Origin of the sequence: Burkholderia sp. Bp9143, assembly GCF_003853645.1 — a bacterium.
Taxonomy (GTDB): Bacteria; Pseudomonadota; Gammaproteobacteria; order Burkholderiales; family Burkholderiaceae; genus Burkholderia.
Genome location: NZ_QTPO01000175.1, coordinates 1 through 446 on the forward strand (window position 1 = coordinate 1; position 446 = coordinate 446).

Below are 446 nucleotides of genomic sequence, written 5' to 3' on the forward strand. Positions count from 1 at the left end.
ATCCTCGTGATGGACGAACCGACGACGCCGCTGTCGTCGCGCGAGACCGAGCACCTGTTCGGCCTGATCCGCCAGCTGCGCGAGGAAGGTCTCGCGATCATCTATATCAGCCACCGGATGGCGGAGATCTACGAGCTGTCCGATCGCGTGTCGGTGCTGCGCGACGGGTCGTACGTCGGCACGCTCGAGCGCGAATCGCTGTCGGCCGAGCGGCTCGTCGCGATGATGGTGGGCCGCGACATCTCCGGCTTCTACAAGAAGGAACATGCGCCGTACGACCCCGGCCACCTGCTGCTGTCGGTACGCGACATCGCCGACGGCGAGCGGGTGCGCGGCTGCAGCCTCGACCTGCATGCCGGCGAGGTGCTCGGCATCGCGGGGCTCGTCGGCGCGGGCCGCACCGAGCTCGCGCGGCTGATCTTCGGCGCGGAGGCGCGCACGCGCGG

1 pseudogene is annotated in these 446 nt (G+C 69.7%); it reads left to right on the forward strand.

From position 1 onward, the window contains the following. Positions 1 to 446: pseudogene (locus DIE23_RS39220) on the forward strand (sugar ABC transporter ATP-binding protein); the annotation flags it as partial.